The following is a 15,472-nucleotide window of genomic DNA, read 5'->3' on the forward strand; positions in this document are numbered from 1 at the left end:
CCGCAGAGGTGGGGCGGGCCGTCGCACGGTGCGCATGTGTCACTTGTCACCCGCGGCGGCGTCGGCCGACGCGGATTCCATCTGGTCGGAGTCCCCGGAGCCCTCGGACTCCTCGTCCTCCAGAACGGGGATGAGCGAGAGCTTGCCCCGCTGGTCGATCTCGGCGATCTCGACCTGGACCTTCTGGCCGACACCGAGCACGTCCTCGACGTTCTCGACGCGCTTGCCGCCGGCGAGCTTGCGGATCTGCGAGATGTGCAGCAGTCCGTCCTTGCCGGGAAGCAGCGAGACGAAGGCGCCGAACGTGGTCGTCTTGACCACGGTGCCCAGGTAACGCTCGCCGACCTCGGGCATCGTCGGGTTGGCGATGCCGTTGATCGTGGCGCGGGCGGCCTCGGCGGCCGGACCGTCGGCGGCGCCGATGTAGATGGTGCCGTCGTCCTCGATGGTGATGTCGGCGCCCGTGTCCTCCTGGATCTGGTTGATCATCTTGCCCTTGGGGCCGATGACCTCACCGATCTTGTCCACGGGGATCTTCACGGTGATGATCCGCGGGGCGTTGGGGGACATCTCGTCCGGTACGTCGATGGCCTCGTTCATCACGTCCAGGATGTGCAGACGCGCGTCGCGGGCCTGCTTGAGCGCCGCGGCGAGGACGGAGGCCGGGATGCCGTCCAGCTTGGTGTCGAGCTGGAGAGCGGTGACGAACTGCCGTGTGCCGGCGACCTTGAAGTCCATGTCGCCGAAGGCGTCCTCCGCACCGAGGATGTCGGTGAGGGTGACGTAGTGGGTCTCGCCCTCGATCTCCTTGGAGATCAGGCCCATGGCGATGCCGGCGACGGGCGCCTTGAGCGGCACACCGGCGTTCAGCAGCGACATGGTGGAGGCGCAGACCGAGCCCATGGACGTCGAGCCGTTGGAGCCGAGCGCCTCGGAGACCTGGCGGATCGCGTAGGGGAACTCCTCGCGGGTCGGCAGCACCGGCACGAGCGCACGCTCGGCGAGCGCGCCGTGGCCGATCTCGCGGCGCTTCGGAGAGCCGACGCGGCCCGTCTCACCCGTGGAGTAGGGCGGGAAGTTGTAGTTGTGCATGTACCGCTTGCGGGTCACCGGCGAGAGGGTGTCCAGCTGCTGTTCCATACGCAGCATGTTCAGCGTCGTGACACCGAGGATCTGCGTCTCCCCGCGCTCGAAGAGCGCCGAGCCGTGGACCCGCGGGATCGCCTCGACCTCGGCGGCGAGCGTACGGATGTCCGTGACGCCGCGGCCGTCGATGCGCTTCTTCTCCTTGATCACGCGGTCGCGGACCAGTTCCTTGGTCAGCGTCCGGTACGCGGCGGAGATCTCCTTCTCGCGGCCCTCGAACTGCGGGATGAGCTTTTCGGCGGCGAGACCCTTCACACGGTCCAGCTCGGCCTCGCGCTCCTGCTTGGCGGGGATGGTGAGGGCCTGGGAGAGCTCGTCACGGACCGCCGCGGTGAGGGCCTCGAGCACGTCGTCCTGGTGGTCCAGGTAGATCGGGAACTCACCGACCGGCTTGGCGGCCTTGGCGGCGAGGTCGGCCTGTGCCTTGCACAGCACCTTGATGAAGGGCTTGGCGGCCTCGAGACCGGCGGCGACGATCTCCTCGGTGGGGGCCTCCGCACCGCCCCGGACCAGCTCGACGGTCTTCTCGGTGGCCTCGGCCTCGACCATCATCACCGCGACGTCACCGTCGGGGAGGGTGCGGCCGGCGACGACCATGTCGAAGACGGCGTCCTCGAGCTCCGTGTGGGTCGGGAAGGCGACCCACTGGCCGCGGATGAGCGCGACGCGGGTGGCGCCGATGGGCCCGGAGAAGGGCAGACCCGACAGCTGGGTGGAACAGGAGGCGGCGTTGATGGCGACCACGTCGTAGAGGTGGTCGGGGTTGAGCGCCATGATCGTCTCGACGATCTGGATCTCGTTGCGCAGGCCCTTCTTGAACGAGGGGCGCAGCGGGCGGTCGATCAGCCGGCAGGTGAGGATCGCGTCCTCGGACGGACGGCCCTCACGGCGGAAGAAGGAGCCGGGGATCTTGCCGGCCGCGTACATCCGCTCCTCGACGTCGACCGTGAGCGGGAAGAAGTCGAGCTGGTCCTTGGGCTGCTTGGAGGCGGTCGTGGCCGACAGCACCATGGTGTCGTCGTCCAGGTACGCCACGGCGGAGCCGGCTGCCTGCTTGGCCAGCCGGCCCGTCTCGAATCGGATGGTGCGGGTGCCGAAGGTGCCGTTGTCGATGACGGCTTCGGCGTAGTGGGTCTCGTTCTCCACCAGGGATATCTCCTCGTATGTGTCCGGCACCCGTGTGGTGGCGGACCGGCTGCGGAGGAGCGCTCCGTGTGCGGGCCGGTCTTCGATCGAAGCACCCGGAACGTCTGTGTCCGGGGGCCACTACCGAGGACCGGCTACGGGCGGGGCGCGCCTGCCGCGTCTTGCCTGTGTCTGTGTGTACGACCGCTGTCCTGTGGGGGCGCGGTCTTCGTTGTACGTCGTGCAGGGACCAGCCTACAAACCTTCCGGTCCCTTCAGGTATGGCGAAGGGAGCGGCCCCCGGAGACGGGAACCGCTCCCTCTGTCACGTGTCAGCGGGCGCCGGCCGCGCCGCGGCGGATGCCGAGGCGTTCGACGAGCGCGCGGAAGCGCGTGATGTCCTTCTTCGCCAGGTACTGCAGCAGGCGGCGGCGCTGGCCGACCAGCAGCAGCAGACCACGGCGGGAGTGGTGGTCATGCTTGTGGGTCTTCAGGTGCTCGGTCAGGTCCGAGATGCGGCGGGAAAGCAGCGCCACCTGGACCTCGGGGGAGCCGGTGTCACCTTCCTTGGTGGCGAACTCGGAAATGATCTTCTTCTTGGTCGCGACATCGAGAGACGACACGCGCACTCCTCATGGGTTCTGCCCGCGAGCGCCCCTGGTCTTCGCCTCAGGGGATGCTTCGATTACTCGGAGGGCCGCACCAGCCTACCAGCGCCGCAACATGCCTCCGCCCGCCCCCTGTGCAGCTGTTGGGGACGGGCGGACACGGAAGCGGGGCCGCGCAGCGGCGGGCCCCGTCAGCCTCCGATGGATCCGCGGACCTCGGCGTAGACGTCCATGACCGCGAGGCAGAGCGGGATCAGCGAGAGCAGCACGAAGGTCTCGGTCAGCTCCATGAAGCGGCCCCAGAAGGGGGTCAGTCCCGTACGCGGGACGATCAGGCCGATCGCGGTGACCAGGGCCGCGGCGAGCGCGATGGACGCCGCGATCCAGACCGTGCGCACGTCCAGCCCCGCGCTGTCGCCGGTGACGAACTCACGGACGAGCTGCGCCGGCGGGTTGAGCGAGAGCCCCAGCGCGAGCAGCGTGAGGGCGCCGAGGCCCGCGACGAGCGCGCAGGCGACCTGCGAGGTGTAGCGGAAGAGCCGGGCCCGCAGCAGCATCGAGATGCCGGTCGCGAGGGCGAGCAGCTGGCCCCAGCCGCTGTTGGAGAAACCCAGCACGGCGGCCGAACCGACGACGGCGGCGCACCAGCCGCCGACGAGGCCGACGAGCATCTCGTGACCGCGGCGGGCCTGGGCCGCGATGCGCTCGGCGTCGACGGGACCCTGGGTGCCGCGGGAGGCGTCCTGGCCGTCGTCGTAGCCGCCGGGGCCGCCCGCGCGGGGCTCGAAGCCTATGGGCAGCCGGGCGAAGCGCGCGGAGAAGCCGGGCAGGAAGGCGATGGTGCCGACCGAGACGGGGGCGGCGATGGCCGCGGCGTCGACCGGGCCGATGTCGGAGACGACGGCGATGAAGGTGAAGACCGTGCCGACGGCGGAGACGATCGCGGAAGCGACGAACGGACCGTCGCCCCTCGGAGTGATCGCGATCAGTACCGCGGACGCGAGCAGAACCGCGACGCAGCCGAGCAGGAACTGGAGCCGGCCGATCCCCTGGCCGTCGGGGAGCGGGAGGATCCCGGAGCCGGCGACCATGATGTTCGGCATGGCCCCGAGGCCGAGGGCGATGGACGAGGCCCTGTCGTCGTAAACGCGGGCGCGCACGCAGGCGAGGGCGACCAGCAGAAGCCCGGCCGCCGCGGCGATGATGCCGGGAAGCCCGTGCATGTCGTGCTTGACCGGGTCCGCGAACCACAGCGCGAAGGCCATGAGCACCAACAGCACGCCGCCGCCGATGAGTCCGGCCACCCGCATGCGCTGTTCGTTCCACAGGGCGCGGTCACGCCGCACCGACGCGGCAACGGCGTCGCTGACGTCGTCGAAGACCGCGGAGGGCAGCGAATCGGCGAACGGGCGCAGAAGCAGAACCTCGCCGTCCCGGATGCCGTTGCCCGCCAGGGAGAGGCCCGACTCCAGCACTCGCCCGTCCCGGCGCACGAGGTGATAGCCCGACAGGGAGCCCTCGGCGGGGCTGCCCCCGGAGAGCCTGGCGATCTCCGGATAGACGTCGGACAGGGGCACGTCCTCGGGAAGCGCGACGTCGATGCGCCCCCCGGGAGCAACTACCGTGACGCGGCAGAAGCCGGTCGCTGCGGTCGTGGCCACCTTGTTGTTCCCCCTTGCTTGCTCACTGCTCGGACTCGGCGTCACGATGAATTACAGACATCTCGGGCCCATGGATTGCCCCAAGCTTCCTCGCGGCGGAAGCAGTTGGGGAAGATTGCGGGTCACCTTACCGTCCATGGCGGACAGTCGGTCCTCCGGATCCCGGAGACTCTCATACCTACTAGGATCAGCGTCTGGCATGACCGGTAGCTGTTGCGATGGCGGGGGCGTCGGTGCGTAATTGCGAATTTATCGTGAAGGACTGATGAAACGGTGAGTGTGGTCATCGTGAAGCGGCAGCCACGGGTCATGCCGCCGACCGTGTCCGAGGGGGAAGTCAAGCTCGAATCCCCACCTGAACTGCCGCGCGACGGCGACAACGACATGTGGATGAATCTCCTGCCCGTCATGGGCATGGGAGGTTCGGTCGCATTCTTCTTCATGCCGGGCTCGCCGCCCTACATGAGGGTCGCGGGCGGCCTCATGGCCGTCTCCACGGTCGCCATGGCGATCGCGCAGGTCATCAAGGCCCGGCGGGGCGGACGTGCCCAGATGGGGCAGGCGCGGAGGGACTACTTCCGCTATCTCGACCAGATCCGGAAGGACGTACGCAAGACCTCGGAGGCGCAGCGGAACGCGCAGCTGTATCAGCATCCGAGCCCGGATCAGCTGTGGGCGATCGCCGGTGATCCGAAAAGACTGTGGGAACGGCGGCCGTCGGACAACGACTTCTCGTCCGTGCGAATCGGCACGGGCTGGCAGCAGTTGAGCACTCCGCTCGTCGCACCGGAAACGGCACCCAAGGACGAACTCGAGCCGCTCACAGCGGAAGCGATGAAGTCCTTCCTGGACATTCACCGTTCACTTCCGGACCTGCCGATCGCGGTGAGCCTGCGGGCCTTTTACCACGTGGTCGTCACCGGAAGTTCGGAGGAGGTCTACGGCAATGTACGTGCGGCCATCGGCCAGCTCTCCTCGCTGCACTCCCCCGAGGAGTTGATGATCGCGGTCGTCGCCCACCCGGGCTCGATGGCCGAATGGGACTGGACGAAGTGGCTGCCGCACGCGCAGCACCCCTCGCAGTCGGACGGCGCCGGCCAGGCTCGGCTGTTCTTCGACGACTTGGGGCAGCTGGAGGAGTCGCTCAGCAGCCAGCTCGACGGCCGCCCCCGCTGGAACCGCGACGGCACGCCCGTGGCCGACCAGCCGCACATCGTCGTCATCCTCGACGGCGGCTCGATACCGCCCGACTCCCAACTCGCGGGCGCCGAGGGCCTGCAGGGCGTCACATTCCTCGAGGTGGCTCCCGGCGCGCTCGACGACCAGATGTCCGGCGGTCTCACGGTGCACGTGAAGGAGAACTCCCTCGACCTGTACGTAGGCCGGGAGTCGGCGTACTCCGGCAAGCCCGACCTGCTGAGCTACGAGCAGGCCGAGGCGCTGGCACGTCAGCTCTCCCCGATGCGCATGGGCAGCGGGGAAGAGGGCGAACCCCTGCTGTCCAACCTGGACTTCACCGACCTCATGGGCATCGGCGACGCGGGTTCGGTCGACATGGCGCGCACCTGGCGGCCGCGTTCGCTGCACGAGCGGCTGCGCGTGCCCATCGGGATCGGCGGCGAGGGCGAGCCGGTCATGCTCGACATCAAGGAGGCGTCGCAGGAGGGCATGGGTCCGCACGGCCTCTGCGTCGGCGCCACCGGTTCCGGCAAGTCGGAGCTGCTGCGCACGCTCGTCCTCGGCCTGGCCGTGACGCACTCGTCCGAGACGCTCAACTTCATCCTCGCCGACTTCAAGGGCGGCGCCACCTTCACGGGCATGGCCGACATGCCGCACACCGCGGCCGTCATCACCAACCTCGCCGACGAACTCACCCTCGTCGACCGCATGCGCGACGCGATCACCGGTGAGCTGAACCGCCGCCAGGAGACGCTGCGCAGGGCGGGCAACTACGCGAACATCACGGACTACGAGAAGGCCCGTGCCGCTGGTGCGGCCCTCGATCCGCTGCCGTCGCTCGTCCTGATCATCGACGAGTTCAGCGAACTCCTCACCGCCAAGCCCGACTTCATCGACATGTTCATCCAGATCGGCCGCATCGGCCGTTCACTGGGCGTGCACATGCTGCTGGCCTCGCAGCGGCTTGAGGAGGGCAAGCTGCGCGGTCTGGACACGTTCCTGTCGTACCGGATCGGTCTGCGGACCTTCTCGGCCGCCGAGTCGCGCACCGCAATCGGCGTTCCGGACGCCTACCACCTGCCGAACGTCCCGGGTGCCGGCTTCCTCAAGTACGACACCGAGACGATGGTGCAGTTCAAGGCCGCGTACGTCTCCGGTGCGTACCGCACCGCCGGTCCGACCAGGGTCAGCCAGTCCACGCAGACGCGTCCCGTCATGTTCACGGCCACGCCGGTGGCGCTGCCGGTCGCACCGGAGCCGGAGGTCCAGGACACCGACACGGTCGACGACGCTCTCGCCGACACCGTGCTCGACGTGATCGTGCAGAAGATGGTCGGACAGGGCCCGTCCGCACACCAGGTGTGGCTGCCGCCGCTCGAAGAACCGCCGTCCATCGACCAGTTGCTGCCCGCGCTCGCCGCCACACCGGAGCGCGGCCTGACGGCACCGGAGTACACGGCTCTCGGCCGCCTCGCGGTGCCGGTCGCGCTGCTGGACAAGCCCTTCGAGCAGCGCCGCGATGTGCTCTACCGCGACTTCTCCGGTGCCGCCGGTCACGGCTTCATCATCGGCGGGCCGCAGTCCGGCAAGTCGACGCTGCTGCGCACGCTGATGACGTCGTTCGCGCTCACTCACACCCCGTCCGAAGTGCAGTTCTACTGCCTGGACTTCGGCGGCGGCTCGCTGCTCGCCATGGAGGGCCTGCACCACGTCGGCGGCGTCGCCAACCGCCTCGACGGGGAGAAGGTCCGACGGACGGTCAGCGAGGTCCTGTCGATCCTCAACGAGCGTGAGGAGTACTTCCGGGCGCACAACGTCGACTCCATCGCCACCTTCCGGCAGCGCCGCGCGGCGGGGCAGCTGCCTGACCAGAAGTGGGGCGACGTCTTCCTCGTCATCGACGGCTGGGCGACGTTCAAGAACGACTACGAGATGCTCGAGGCCGACGTCACCGACATCGCCACCCGAGGGCTCGGCTTCGGCGTCCACCTCATCCTCACCGCCTCGCGGTACACGGAGGTGCGTCCCGCGCTCAAGGACCTCCTGCAGAACCGTGTGGAGCTGCGGCTGGGTGACCCGTCCGAGTCCGAGATCGACCGCAAGGTCGCGGCGAACGTCCCGGCGGCCATGCCGGGCCGGGGCCTCAGCCCGGACAAGCTGCACCTCATGACGGCGCTGCCGCGCATAGACGGCTCCACCACGCTGGAGGATCTGCCGGAGGCGACCCGGCAGACGATCAGCGCGATCAACGAACACTGGAAGGGCGAGCCGGCACCCGCGGTCCGGCTGCTGCCGACCTTGCTCGAGGCGTCCAGGCTCCCCAAGGGCTCCGACTACCCGGACCACGGCCTGGCGTTCGGCATCGACGAGAGCTCGCTGCGGCCGGTCTTCGTCAACTTCGAGACCGATCCGCTGTTCGTGGTCTTCGGCGAGAGCGAGTCCGGCAAGAGCGCACTGCTGCGGCTCCTCATGCACCAGATCACCGAGCGGTACTCGCCGGACAAGGCCAAGATCGTCGTCGGTGACTACCGGCGCGCACACCTTCAAGGCGTACCCGAGGCGCACCTGTCGCGGTACTGCGCCGCGGCTCCCTCGCTCCAGGAGACCCTCGAAGGCCTGGCCGGCTCCATGTCGCGGCGCATGCCGGGGCCGGACGTCACACCGGAGCAGCTGCGCAACCGCAGCTGGTACGACAGCCCGGACGCGTTCGTCGTCATCGACGACTACGACCTCGTGGCGACCGGGCAGAACCCGCTGATGCCGCTGCTGGAGTACCTGCCGTTCGCACGGGACGTGGGGCTGCGCGTGATCCTCGCCCGTTCGTCCGGTGGCGCGAGCCGCGCGCTGTACGAGCCGGTGATGCAGCGCATGAAGGAGCTCGGCGCGCAGGGCGTCGTCCTCTCGGGCGACAAGTCCGAGGGCGCACTGCTGGGCAACATCTCCCCGACCCAACTCCCCGCAGGCCGCGGCTACTTCCAGACGCGGCGCCGGGGCGGGCAGCTCGTCCAGACGGGGTGGATGCCGGCGAACAACTGACGGGGCCTCGCACCGAGTCCCCTGAGCGTTTCCGTACGAGTGGAGCCCGGGCAGGGAGCTGGATCTCCTGGCCCGGGCTCCACAATGTCGCCGTCCTGACGCCGCGCCTCCGGAACCATCGGCCACGGACGGGGAGAGCGGCGGCGGGGCCCGAGCGCTCTCTGCTCGTGCTCGCGCCCTGTACCGCTGACTCGATCCGACCTGCGCGGTCAGGGGCACGTGGGAAGATGACGGGGCGGCCCCCGTACGGACCGGACCAGTGGGGCTCACGGCGAGGTCGACGTACATTCACGCCGCGCTGCGAAGAAGGGAGCATGCGCCTATGGGGACGCAGCAGGAGAAGGACGAGCTGTACGCGATGGACATCTCCGACGCCGTCTGGGAATCCGCACCGGGCGGCCCGGAGGAGGAGAAGGTCGAGATCGCGCACCTCCCCGGCGGCGCGGTGGCGATGCGCAACTCCAAGGACCCCGACACGGTGCTGCGTTACACCGCGGCGGAGTGGCGTGCGTTTGTACTCGGGGCGCGCGACGGGGAGTTCGACCTGGAGCCGACGCCGGAGAACGGCGGGGTGTAGACGTGTGCGCCCGGGCGGCTCCGCGGCCTGTGGGCACCCGGGCCTCCGGGGGTCAGCCGCGCCCGGGCCCCGGGATCATCGGGGGTCAGCCACGCCCGGGAGCGGCCGCCACGATGCTCTCGTGTTCGGCCTTGGCCGTCCGCTTTTCCATGGTGAGGACCTGACTTCGGCGCTGCACGGTCATCAAGCCGCGGCCTCCGGGAAGTGCGAGCACTCCTCCGCGTTCCACGTCCCCCGCGAACCAGGCGCCCCTCTCCATGGCCGTGTCCCAGCGGTTCCAGCGGAGCGGACTGCGGGCGGACATGCTCTGCGACCAGACCGAACCGTCGTCGTCGACATACGTGCCCTCACGGCCGCCCGGTTCCTCGCCGTCGGGGAGCCGGAACTGCACGGGGACGCCCGTCGCTTCCTTCGTGCCGGACAGCTTCCGCACAGCCGGGAGCGACCGCCAGGGATACGCCTCCAGAACGCTGCGGGCCTTGCGCAGGCGGGACAGTGCACCGCAGCAGGCGTAGAGCACGAAGGGGTAAGCCAGGATGGCCACACCCCCGATGAGACCGCCGACGCTGTTGTCCCCCCGGGCGTTGCCGTCGCCCCACCGCACCTCAGCGAGCACGCCGCTCAGCGCCAGAGCGGCGACGAGCAGGATGCTCCACAGCCACAGCTTGAGCCTGACCCGGCGACGTGTCGCCATCCACACCCTCTGTGTCCCCGGGTCGTCGAACGCCACCTTCGACAATGGCAGTTGGGGCTCGGGTTCCACGCGTTGACATCCTCTCCTGCTGTGCGGGACCAGCTGCTAGACGCGACGCCGGTCGAGCCCGGCCCGCTGCGCCCTCTCCAGGCGTTCGGCGCCCGCACGGTTCCTCTCGCCGGCGAGCTCGTCCCAGTTGAGAGGCTGCGCGACCATCAGCTCCCCGGACTCCGGGACGAGCAAAACTCCCCCGAAGATGTCATCGCCCGCGAACCACACTCCGTCGGCGATGTCGCTTGGCCACATCTGGCCCAGCGGCTGGTGCGCGGACATCTTCGGGGACTCCCCGCCCGGACCACCGCCCAGGCGCAACGAACGCTTCCCGGACGACCTGAGACTGAACTTCTCCACGGGAGCCCGGAATTCGAAGCCGTACACGTCGAGTACGCGGGCGGCCAGCCGGACGGACCGAACCTGCTCGAACCAGAATCGCGTCCCCACGAAGAGCGCCAGGATGGAGAGCGGTGCAAGCGGGATGACGTAGTCCGACTTCGTGACGGGAACGGTTGCCGCCGCTGCGACGCACACGAACACCAGCATCCCCAGGCGTTTCCGCAGCACCGAGCGGTGATGCTCCACCACACCCTGGGGGTTCGTACCGTCCGTGGCGTACGGGACGTCGCCGCGCGGTGACGCATACAGCGCCAGGAGCGCACCCGTACCGCCCAGGGCGGCCAGGCCGATGAGTCCCGGAATGGCGAGGAGGAACAGGGAGTCGCTGAGCACGCAGAGAGCAAGCCCGTAGAAGACGGCGAACGCCACCGTCCAGAAGGCCACCCGGCGAAGCGGCGAAGGGCCGCGCAGCTTCGCCGGGCGTACGGCGCCGTCCGTCACCCGAAGTCGCTCCTCACCGCATGCGCCGCCGTACCCGGCTCGGGCTCCGCGGTGCCTGCGGCACCGTCGGCCAGGCGCGGATCGGTGAAGGTCACCGTCCTGGCCACGCCGAGCAGCACGTTCCGGTAGTCGTCGGCCAGCTCCACCGACGGCGTGACCAACTGGACGGCGATGACGGCCGAGTTGCGGGTGTCGGGGATGGCCACCATGCCCCGCCAGACAGGAGAGCTAGCGGGTAGTCCGTCTTCATCCGGTGGGGCACCCGGCACCGTGGCCCGATGCACCGAGTCGGTGACGAACCCGGGACCACTGGGCAGTTCGACGGGCACGATGCGGCTGTCCTGCGTCTCCCCGGCGCCGGAGACCATCAGCTTCACGAGAGCGGCCTTCGGATCGACGCCCTGCATCTCCACGCTCGACACCGTCAGCACGGACATGGCGGCACCGCCCGCGTCGTCAGGGTGCAACCCCAGCGCACAGCCCTGCACGCGATGCTTCTGCATCTCCCACATCACGACGGCGTACAGCCGGAAGACCTGATCCGCGCGCTCCCGGACATCGTCCGGCAGGGCAAGGATCTGGCGTGCCAGTTCCTGCATGTGCTCAGCGGAAGGATAGACGTCCAGCTGCACGTAGCCATGAGGGATGTCGTACCAGAACGCAGGCTGGGGCTTGACAGCCGAACCTTCCTCCGTATTGGTCACAGCCGAAGCCCCGTCACCAAGTCACTGACGCCCCGGGCCGCGTCCGAGAGGTTCCCCCCTGCGCCGAAGCCGGCAGCGCCGGCCTTGGTCGCCTCGGCACCGTAGTGTCCGGCACCCGCGTCGGGCAGGACCCCTTCCGTCTCCAGGGAGGAGGCGGTGTTGGCCAGCACGTTTGCACCGTTGACTCCGTACTGGAGGATTCCGGTGTTCGGGTCCGTGGCGGTGTCGAGCGCCTTGAAGTTGAACGCCTCCACGGTCTCCCGCCCGAACGCGGCGACCTTGGAACCGGCGGACATGGCCTCGCCGCCCTCCCTGGCCGCGCCCGACAGCACGCTGACCTCGCCGCCTGCCTTACCCAGAGCACCCACGCCGGGCAGCATTCCCAGGGTGTCGCCCGCGACCGAGCCCCAAGCGGTGATCGCCTCCATGGTTCCGTACTTGCCTGTCAGCGAATCCCGGAAGTCCTCGCTCGCCAGGTTCTTACTCAAGGATGCGGCGCTGGCCACGACGGCGATGCCCGCGAAGACCGGAGCGAGCGGAGTCGGGAAGAGGGCCAGCAGACCCGCAATGGCGCCGATGGTGCCTGCATGGTCCAGAAGGAACTTGCCCGCCGCGGCCAGGCCGTCGCCGATCGCGCTGAGGGTCTTGCTCAGCCAGCCCGGCTCCTCGGGAGCCAGGTCGTCGTCCGCCTGATCCAGGCTCTCGGCAACCTTGTTGGCCTCCCGCTCGTGTTCCTTCTCCAGTTCCTTGGCCTTGGCAATGACGTCGTTGTACGCCTTGTTGGCCTTCTCCAGGGCGCCGGATGCCTCGTTCAAGCGGCTCTCGGCCGACCGCAGCCGCGCCGTCGCCGCGTCGGCTTCGGCCTGACTCGGGAATTCCTTGCCGCCGAGCTTGAGGTCGGGGTCCTTGCTGGCAGTGTCCTGCCGTTCCTTGGCAGTGCCTATCGCTGCCTTCTTCTCTTTCGCCTCGTCGTCGTACTTCTTGGCGAGCTCACGGTTGGACGCCAGGTCGCCGTCCCACTTGGTGAGCTGAGCGGCTGCCTTCTCCAGCGATTCGGCGGCCTTCTTCATGTACTCGGGCAGGTCGCCGTCGAGCTTGTCGCGGAAGGCATTCGCGGCGTCGCCCTCCCAGTGGCTGCTCTCACCCAGGAGCCGCTCGATCTGCTGGTGCGAGCTGCGGAGCGCCTTCGCGGCCTTGTCCACCTTGGTCTTGAGGGAGTGGACCTCAGTCTGGATGCCCGGTACGGGGTTCCAGCCCAGGTGCAGATACGGATTGTCAGCCATCACTTACCCCCGCCGGAAGTTCCCTGCTCCGCCATCTGCTTGAGAGCGTTCTCCAGGTTGGTTTCCATCTCCTGGTAGCTCTTCTTGTTCGCCTTCACGCCCTCGCTGATGCCGCCGATCATCTCGCGCATCTGCTCGGAGCCGTACTTCCACTTCTCCTGGAAGCCGTCGCACGCTTCGTCGAGCCTTGCGGTCCCGATCTGATCGCCCCTGACGTGGGACAGCGCAGTACGAGCCTCGTCCAGTTCTTTGACGCTGCCGTCCAACGTCTTGACGAACTGATCCAGTTGGTCCGTATCTGTCTTGAAGTGATCCCCCATGAAGTGCCTCTCCTTGACGGTGAAGGAAGCAAACAGAGCTGAGCAAGAGGAGCAGAACGGACAGAGACCCTGCGCGAACACGCCACCTCCAACAGCGGCGCCGATTATACGAGCCCGATCAAGCCCGTGGAGACACATCCAGCACAGGTCGGGTGCCGTCAATGACCGCGATCGGCCGTCAACTGCGGCGGAAGCACACAGCGTTGAAACCCGAGCCCTGCCTGCCGCCCAAACCGTTGGGGAAACTTCACGACAACTCCACACCACCCGGTGACCTGGCACAGGAGCCGCCGTACCGTATGGCAGGGGCGGAAGCGCCCCACACGGACTCCCGACAACAAGGCAGAAGGGTTCCCGCGTGAAGAACCAGTCCCGGGGCGGGCGCACCACCGACGCACGTTCCCTCAAGAAGCTCGAACTGATCTGGTTCGTGTCTCTTCTGTCCGCGGCGGTGGTCGGATTCCTTCTGCTCTCCCTCACGGGCACGACCACCCCCGGGACAGCGATCACCATCATCGCGTGGATCTTCGTTCCCGCCGCCCTGCTGCTCAACATCTGGCTCCGCCGGCAGCGGCAACGCGCCAATTCGATGTCTCTCGATGACGTACGCGACCGCATCGACGCCGACGCCGTGCGCTCGGTGAAGGCAAGCAAGGGCGAGGTGCCTGCAGTGAAGGAGCTGCGGCGCCAGGAGCCGCGGCTGTCCCTGAAGGACGCGACGGAGCTGGTCAGGCAACTCTGAGCGCGGGGCCGCTGCTCGGCTCGACTGCCAGACCCGCGAGAGTGCCAGACCCGCGAGGGTAGTCGCGCCCTTGTGCGACGCGGCGCGGAAGCACACAGCAAGGTCCCGTCGGAATCTCAGCGTTGGAGATTCCGACGGGACCTCGAGCTTCTCGGGTACCTCAGCCCTCAGTTCACCGCGACGGCGGCTGATTCGGCGGAGGGGGCGGTGCGGTCGGAGGCCCTCCGAACTGGCCGGCCGGCGCGTGGGGCTGCTGACCGGGGTACTGCTGCCCCGGCACCGTCGGGCCGTTGCCCGAACCCCACGGGTCACTGACCCTGTCCCGGCTGTCCTTCCTCTTCACCAGGACGACGATGACGACCGCCACACCGATCAGTACGACGAGGATCAGCCCGAACAGGACGATCGGCGGACCCAGCACATACATCCACCCCGAGGAATCATCCGACGAGGACGACCCGGAATCGGAACTGGTGCTACCTGCAGCGGAGTCCGACGACTTCTCAGGCTGCGCCAACGGACCCGCCTTCGGGCCCGCCGCATAATCAGACGTCACCGCACGGAACGGCCGCACCACGCCGTAACCGAACTTCTCATCCGGCAACTTCGGCGCATTCCCCTTGGCATCCGTCAGTGGTTTGGCCGACTTGATCAGCCGATTGATCACCTGACCTGCGGTCAGATCGGGATGCTTCTCACGCACGAGAGCTGCCGCAGCAGATACATAGGCGGCAGCGTCCGAAGTACCGTCACCAATTGCATAGCCGGACTTGTACTTTGGAGATGCAGAGAGGTTCTTCTCCGCCGGAGCCACGAGAGTCGTGTTCGAACCCCACGAGGACCCCTCCCAGAGGGTGCCATCACGCCCCAGGCCACCCACGGACACTACGCCCGGATAGGCGGCAGGATATTCCTTGTGCTTCCCGGGAGTGTTCCCGGTGGCGGCTACGACGACGACGTCCTTGGAGATGGCATATTCGACGGCCTTTCGGTCCCCTTCATCCCTGGGGCCTCCATAGGAAAGGTTAACCACCTTGGCACCATGATCGACCGCGTACCGAATGCCCTTTCCATAGGTGGACGCGGTCGGAACCGTAATGGGCATGATCTTTGAGCCGGGTGCAAGACCCTTCATGCCCAACTTGTTCCCGGGACCGTGTCCGCGTGCCGCGATCAGGCTCGACATGGCCGTGCCGTGACTTCCGTTGTCTGAGTTTCCCTTTCCCTGGGTGTAGTCCTTCCCGCGAACAATCGCACCCTTGAGGTCAGGGTGTGAGTCGAGGCCGGTATCAACGACAGCAACGGTCACGCCCTTTCCGGTGGCGTGCGCCCAAATATCCTCTGCCGCAAAGGCATTGAGTGCCCACTGTCGTTCGCGGATGTCGTCTGCGGAAGCCACTGGAGCGGATCCGAGGAGCAGGGCTCCCGTCAACGCTCCGGTGCCCACCAGGTGCAGCACTCGTCGGAGGCTCAACTCCTGCTCCTCTTCCTACTCTCAACGAT

12 protein-coding genes are annotated in these 15,472 nt (G+C 68.1%); 3 read left to right on the plus strand and 9 right to left on the minus strand.

All coding sequences use genetic code 11. The features are described 5' to 3' along the window. Positions 1–39: 39 nt before the first annotated feature. The 3 genes from G4Z16_RS07355 to eccD all read right to left on the minus strand — a co-directional run bounded on the left by G4Z16_RS07355 (position 40) and on the right by eccD (position 4,588). Positions 40–2,292, minus strand: a complete 2,253-nt coding sequence (locus tag G4Z16_RS07355; protein ID WP_197349919.1) for a polyribonucleotide nucleotidyltransferase — start codon at positions 2,290–2,292, stop codon at positions 40–42. 311 nt (positions 2,293–2,603) lie between these two features. Further along, the gene (gene rpsO, locus G4Z16_RS07360; protein ID WP_028435493.1) at positions 2,604–2,894 is read right to left on the minus strand and encodes a 30S ribosomal protein S15; all 291 of its coding nucleotides are present in this window, start codon (positions 2,892–2,894) and stop codon (positions 2,604–2,606) included. Between the two features lie 176 nt (positions 2,895–3,070). Then, positions 3,071–4,588: a type VII secretion integral membrane protein EccD gene (gene eccD / locus G4Z16_RS07365; protein WP_425508150.1), complete on the minus strand. Its 1,518-nt coding sequence runs from the start codon at positions 4,586–4,588 to the stop codon at positions 3,071–3,073. A gap of 225 nt (positions 4,589–4,813) precedes the next feature. Here eccD and eccCa point away from each other — a divergent pair, with 225 nt between their 5' ends. After that, positions 4,814–8,755, plus strand: coding sequence for a type VII secretion protein EccCa (gene eccCa / locus G4Z16_RS07370; protein ID WP_197349923.1), 3,942 nt, complete (start codon positions 4,814–4,816; stop codon positions 8,753–8,755). Between the two features lie 322 nt (positions 8,756–9,077). Next, positions 9,078–9,332 carry a DUF397 domain-containing protein gene (locus tag G4Z16_RS07375; protein WP_197349925.1) on the plus strand — a complete coding sequence of 85 codons (255 nt, stop codon included), beginning with the start codon at positions 9,078–9,080 and terminating at the stop codon, positions 9,330–9,332. Positions 9,333–9,417: 85 nt separating this feature from the next. Here the strand turns inward: G4Z16_RS07375 and G4Z16_RS07380 are convergent, their stop codons facing one another. From G4Z16_RS07380 to G4Z16_RS07400, 5 genes are read right to left on the minus strand one after another with little or no spacing between them, the layout of a single operon-like run. Continuing rightward, the gene (locus tag G4Z16_RS07380) at positions 9,418–10,095 is read right to left on the minus strand and encodes a hypothetical protein (protein WP_197349927.1); all 678 of its coding nucleotides are present in this window, start codon (positions 10,093–10,095) and stop codon (positions 9,418–9,420) included. A gap of 36 nt (positions 10,096–10,131) precedes the next feature. Further along, positions 10,132–10,920, minus strand: a complete 789-nt coding sequence (locus tag G4Z16_RS07385) for a hypothetical protein (protein WP_197349929.1) — start codon at positions 10,918–10,920, stop codon at positions 10,132–10,134. Beyond that, positions 10,917–11,624, minus strand: coding sequence for a hypothetical protein (locus tag G4Z16_RS07390; RefSeq protein ID WP_197349930.1), 708 nt, complete (start codon positions 11,622–11,624; stop codon positions 10,917–10,919). Before G4Z16_RS07390 ends, G4Z16_RS07385 begins: the two co-directional genes overlap by 4 nt. Further along, on the minus strand, positions 11,621–12,907 hold the full coding sequence (locus G4Z16_RS07395; RefSeq protein WP_197349932.1) for a hypothetical protein: 1,287 nt from the start codon (positions 12,905–12,907) through the stop codon (positions 11,621–11,623). Before G4Z16_RS07395 ends, G4Z16_RS07390 begins: the two co-directional genes overlap by 4 nt. Continuing rightward, positions 12,907–13,227, minus strand: coding sequence for a WXG100 family type VII secretion target (locus tag G4Z16_RS07400; protein ID WP_197349934.1), 321 nt, complete (start codon positions 13,225–13,227; stop codon positions 12,907–12,909). The genes G4Z16_RS07395 and G4Z16_RS07400 overlap by 1 nt, the downstream gene beginning before the upstream one ends. Positions 13,228–13,585: 358 nt before the next feature. On the opposite strand from G4Z16_RS07400, the gene G4Z16_RS07405 reads away from it, so the two are divergent. Beyond that, positions 13,586–13,969, plus strand: a complete 384-nt coding sequence (locus G4Z16_RS07405; RefSeq protein ID WP_197349936.1) for a hypothetical protein — start codon at positions 13,586–13,588, stop codon at positions 13,967–13,969. Between the two features lie 172 nt (positions 13,970–14,141). On the opposite strand, the gene G4Z16_RS07410 is transcribed toward G4Z16_RS07405, so the two are convergent. Further along, positions 14,142–15,428, minus strand: coding sequence for a S8 family serine peptidase (locus G4Z16_RS07410; RefSeq protein ID WP_197349937.1), 1,287 nt, complete (start codon positions 15,426–15,428; stop codon positions 14,142–14,144). Positions 15,429–15,472 lie beyond the last annotated feature (44 nt).

The sequence above is a fragment of the Streptomyces bathyalis genome (assembly GCF_015910445.1).
GTDB lineage: Bacteria > Actinomycetota > Actinomycetes > Streptomycetales > Streptomycetaceae > Streptomyces > Streptomyces bathyalis.

Coding starts and splice junctions, on each gene's coding strand:
- G4Z16_RS07375 (WP_197349925.1), top strand. CDS start 9,078: ATGGGGACGCAGCAGGAGAAGGACGAGCTGTACGCGATGGACATCTCC.
- G4Z16_RS07395 (WP_197349932.1), bottom strand. CDS start 12,907: ATGGCTGACAATCCGTATCTGCACCTGGGCTGGAACCCCGTACCGGGC.
- G4Z16_RS07400 (WP_197349934.1), bottom strand. CDS start 13,227: ATGGGGGATCACTTCAAGACAGATACGGACCAACTGGATCAGTTCGTC.